At 67.1% G+C, this 4,293-nt stretch carries 4 protein-coding genes; 1 reads left to right on the plus strand and 3 read right to left on the minus strand.

Annotation, left to right across the window (positions count from 1 at the left end):
- On the plus strand, positions 1–82 hold an 82-nt coding region (locus GQ56_RS47355), incomplete at its 5' end, for a 4Fe-4S dicluster domain-containing protein (RefSeq protein WP_200878033.1).
- A 131-nt stretch (positions 83–213) separates the two neighbouring features.
- Here GQ56_RS47355 and aroC read toward each other — a convergent pair.
- From aroC to GQ56_RS0138650, 3 genes are all read right to left on the minus strand, one after another.
- The gene (gene aroC, locus GQ56_RS0138640) at positions 214–1,314 is read right to left on the minus strand and encodes a chorismate synthase (RefSeq protein WP_031403723.1); all 1,101 of its coding nucleotides are present in this window, start codon (positions 1,312–1,314) and stop codon (positions 214–216) included.
- A gap of 233 nt (positions 1,315–1,547) precedes the next feature.
- A complete protein-coding gene (locus GQ56_RS0138645) occupies positions 1,548–3,482 on the minus strand; it encodes an MFS transporter (RefSeq protein WP_031403724.1) in 1,935 nt (644 codons plus the stop codon).
- A 139-nt stretch (positions 3,483–3,621) separates the two neighbouring features.
- Complete coding sequence (locus tag GQ56_RS0138650; RefSeq protein WP_006488504.1) at positions 3,622–4,077, minus strand: CBS domain-containing protein; 456 nt, start codon at positions 4,075–4,077, stop codon at positions 3,622–3,624.
- Positions 4,078–4,293: the final 216 nt, after the last annotated feature.

Below are 4,293 nucleotides of genomic sequence, written 5' to 3' on the forward strand. Positions count from 1 at the left end.
CTGCGACATCAAGGACCCGACCCAGAACATCGTGTGGGTCACGCCGGAAGGCGGCGGCGGGCCGAATTACCCGAACATGTGATCGCCGCAACGCGCCGCCGCAAGCGGCGCGCATGGGGATCGCCGCAAACGAAACGGGGCGCTGCATCACGCAGCGCCCCGTTTGCATTCATCGCCCGGCGCACGGGACGGGGATCGCCCCGCCCGCGTGCATCAGGTCGCGCTGCCGGCGATCTTCGGCGTCGGCGTCTCGACGTCACCGCATTGCGCGCGATGGCGCAGCGCGTGGTCGATCAGCACCAGCGCAAGCATCGACTCGGCGATCGGCGTCGCACGAATACCGACGCAGGGATCGTGACGACCGAACGTTTCCACCGTCGCCTCGTCGCCCGCCTTCGTGATCGAACGGCGCGGCGTGCGGATGCTCGACGTCGGCTTGATCGCGATCGACACCGTGATGTCCTGCCCCGTCGAGATCCCGCCGAGCACACCGCCCGCGTGGTTGCCGACGAAGCCGCCCGGCGTCAGCTCGTCGCCATGCACCGAGCCGCGCTGGGCGACACTGTCGAAGCCCGCGCCGATCTCGACGCCCTTCACCGCGTTGATGCTCATCATCGCCTTCGCGATATCGGCATCGAGACGGTCGAACACCGGCTCGCCCCAGCCGACCGGCACGCCCGATGCGACGACGTCGATGCGTGCGCCGATCGAATCGCCATCCTTGCGCAGTGCATCCATGTACGCCTCGAGTTCCGGCACGACCGCGGCATTCGGCGAGAAAAACGGATTCTCGTGCACATGCGACCAGTCGACGAACGGCACGTCGATCTCGCCGAGGCCGCTCATGTAGCCGCGCACCTCGACGCCGAAGCGCTCGCGCAGCCACTTCTTCGCGACCGCGCCCGCACCGACGATCGGCGCGGTCAGGCGCGCGGACGAGCGGCCGCCGCCGCGGTAGTCGCGGATGCCGTATTTCTGCCAGTACGTGTAATCGGCATGGCCGGGACGAAAGGTCTCGACGATGTTGCCGTAGTCCTTGCTGCGCTGGTCGGTATTGCGGATCAGCAGCGCGATCGGCGTACCGGTCGTCACGCCCTCGAACACGCCCGACAGGATCTCGACCTCGTCGGCCTCCTGCCGCTGCGTCACGTGACGCGACGTACCGGGCTTGCGGCGATCGAGTTCGCCCTGGATGTCGGCTTCGGTCAGCCCCATCCCCGGCGGGCAGCCGTCGATCACGCAGCCGATCGCGGGACCGTGCGATTCGCCGAAGGTCGTGACAGTGAAAAGCGTGCCGAGGGTATTGCCGGACATGATGGAACCGCCCAAAGAGAAATGGGCAAACCGATGCGCTGCCCGGACAGCAGGCAGGCCGATCGTTTGCCGGTCGAGAAAAAGAGGTAAGCCGCTATTATGCCAGCCGTCTCGGGCACGCGGGCCGCGTGAAATGCCGGCCCGGCGCGCGGGACGGACACGCGCAGCCCGGAGGCCCGCTCGAGCCGGCCCGGGTCCGGCTTCAGCCGGATGCCGCCCAAGCGGGCGCCCGCCTATTTCCGGGCGCCGCGCAGCTCGGTCACCGCGGCCTGCAGCGCTTCGGGCGTCGCGACCGACGCCGGGATCGGCTCGCCGACCGCCAGCGTCAGCCGGCTCATCATGCCGCGCTTGATGGGCCGCGGCATCCGCGCGTCGGAATGACGCGAAAAATAACTGCCCCACAGCCCGCGCAGCGCCATCGGAATCACCGGCGCCGGCGTGCGCCCCAGGATTTCGGTAATGCCGTGGTGGAACGTATTGATGTCGCCCGTCTTCGTCAGCTTGCCCTCGGGGAAAATGCAGACGAGCTCGCCTTCCTTCAGCGCGGCATCGCACAGGTCGTAGGCGCGCGCGAGCATCGCGGGATCCTCGTGGCGCGGCGCGATCGGGATCGCCTTCGCATGCCGGAACACCCAGCTCGCAAAGCGCGCCTTGAAGATCCGGTGATCCATCACGAAGCGGATCGGGCGCGGGCTCGCGGCAGCCAGCACGAGCGCATCGACGTAACTGACGTGGTTGCACACGAGCACGGCCGCCCCTTCCGCCGGGATCCGCTCCGCGTGCACCAGGCGGATCCGGTAGAAGGTGTGCACGAGCACCCACGCGATGAAGCGCAGCAGGAATTCGGGCACCAGCAGGTAGATGTACGCGGCAACGACGACGTTCAGCAGTGCTGTGACGAGGAACAGGCCCGGGATGTCGACGCCGGCCTTGGTCAGCCCCATCGCCATCACGGCCGACAGGATCATGAACAGCGCATTCAGGATGTTGTTCGCGGCGATGATCCGCGCGCGGTGCGTCGGCGCGCTGCGGCTCTGGATCAGCGCGTACAGCGGCACGCTGTAGAAGCCGCCGAACATCGCGAGCAGGAACAGGTCCGCCAGGATGCGCCAGTGGCGCGCGCCGGCGAGGAATTCGCCGACCGACAGCAGATGGCCGGGCGACGGCAGTGCGTGGCTCGCGAAATACAGTTCGATCGCGAACACGCTGATGCCGATCGAGCCGAGCGGCACGAGGCCGATCTCGACACGCCGTTGCGACAGCCGCTCGCACAGCAGCGAACCGAGGCCGATGCCGATCGAGAACGTCGCGAGCAGGATCGTGACGACGTCGGGGCTCGCGGACAGCACGTCCTTCGCGAAATTGAAGAACGATGTAAGGAACGTCGCGCCGACGAACCACAGCCACGAAATGCCGAGCAGGCTCAGGAACACCGTGCGGTTCTGGCGCGCGAGCCCGAGGTTGCGCCAGGTCTCGCTGACCGGATTCCAGTTGATCACGAGATCGGGCTGCGGCGCCGGCGTCGACGGCACGCGCTGCGCGACGAACCGCCCCGCGAGCGCGATGACGACGACGCTCACCGCGAGCACGCGCTCGCCGTTGCCTTCGATCCCCGCGGCCGCGCCGCCGATGATCGTGCCGATCAGGATCGCGATGAACGTGCCCATCTCGACGAGGCCGTTGCCGCCGACCAGCTCGTGCTCGCCGAGATGCTGCGGCAGGTACGAATACTTGACGGGCCCGAACAGCGTCGAGTGCATCCCCATCATGAACGTGCACAGATACAGCAGCGTCGCGCTGTGCGTGACGAAACCGGCCGCGCCGACCAGCATCAGCGCGATCTCGAAGGTCTTCACGAAACGCGTGAGGGTCGCCTTGTCGTATTTGTCGGCGATCTGGCCGGACGTTGCCGAGAACAGCACGAACGGCAGGATGAAGATCGCGGAAATCAGGAACGCGGCCGTCTTGGCGTCGACGCCTGAAAACCGCGCGGTGTGATAGGTGACGAGCGACGTGAAGCCGATCTTGAAGACGTTGTCGTTCAGCGCGCCGAGGAACTGGATCGTGAAGAACGGGGCGAAACGGCGTTCGCGCAGCAGGTCGAACTGCGACGCGTGGGCGCGCCGCTCGTCGCGCTGCCCCGAAGTGGCTTGCGTATGATCGCTCATGCGGAATACGCGCGCATCGTCTTGGCGAAGCTGCGCGGGCCTTGTGTAGTCGTTGAAAAAACGGCGGCGCAGGCCCCGCCTGCGCCGCCGCATGCCGGATGGCGGCGCCCACGCATCGAGGCGCCGGGCGCGACGCGGTTCACGGCTTGTGCGCTTCGGCTTCCGATTCGGGCCAGTCGCGGATGTACGCCTTCAGCATCCGGTTCTCGAAACTCTGCGCCTCGACGACCGTCTTCGCCACGTCGTAGAACGAAATGACGCCCATCAGCACCTTCTTGTCGAGCACCGGCATGTAGCGCGCATGGCGCTCGAGCATCATCCGGCGTACTTCGTTGACGTCCGTTTCCGGCGTGCACGTGAGCGGCTCGTCCATCACCTTGCGCACCTGTACGTCGCCGATCGCGCCGCCGTTCACGTGCAGGCGCAGGATGATTTCGCGGAACGTCAGCATCCCGACGAGATCGCCGTACTCCATTACGACGAGCGAACCGATGTCGTGCTCGGCCATCGTATCGACCGCTTCGCGCAGCGGCTTATCGGGCGTCACCGTAAACAACGTATTGCCCTTCACTTTCAGAATATCGCTGACGCGCATCGTAGTCCCCTCATGCTTGAATGCAAAACCGCTTTCGATCCTATCGGAAAGCCTGTCAAAAGGAAAGCGCGGGCCCGTACGGCGGGCGGGGCGCCCCCCCCCGCGGGTGGGGGGCGCCCCCCCCGCCCAGATCCCCCCCCCCTCCGCCCCCGGGGACCCCCCCGGCGCCCCCGCGCTCCGGGCAAATTGCCCCCCCTCCCGCGCTCCTCCCCCACT

The sequence above is a fragment of the Burkholderia paludis genome (genome assembly GCF_000732615.1).
Taxonomy (GTDB): domain Bacteria; phylum Pseudomonadota; class Gammaproteobacteria; order Burkholderiales; family Burkholderiaceae; genus Burkholderia; species Burkholderia paludis.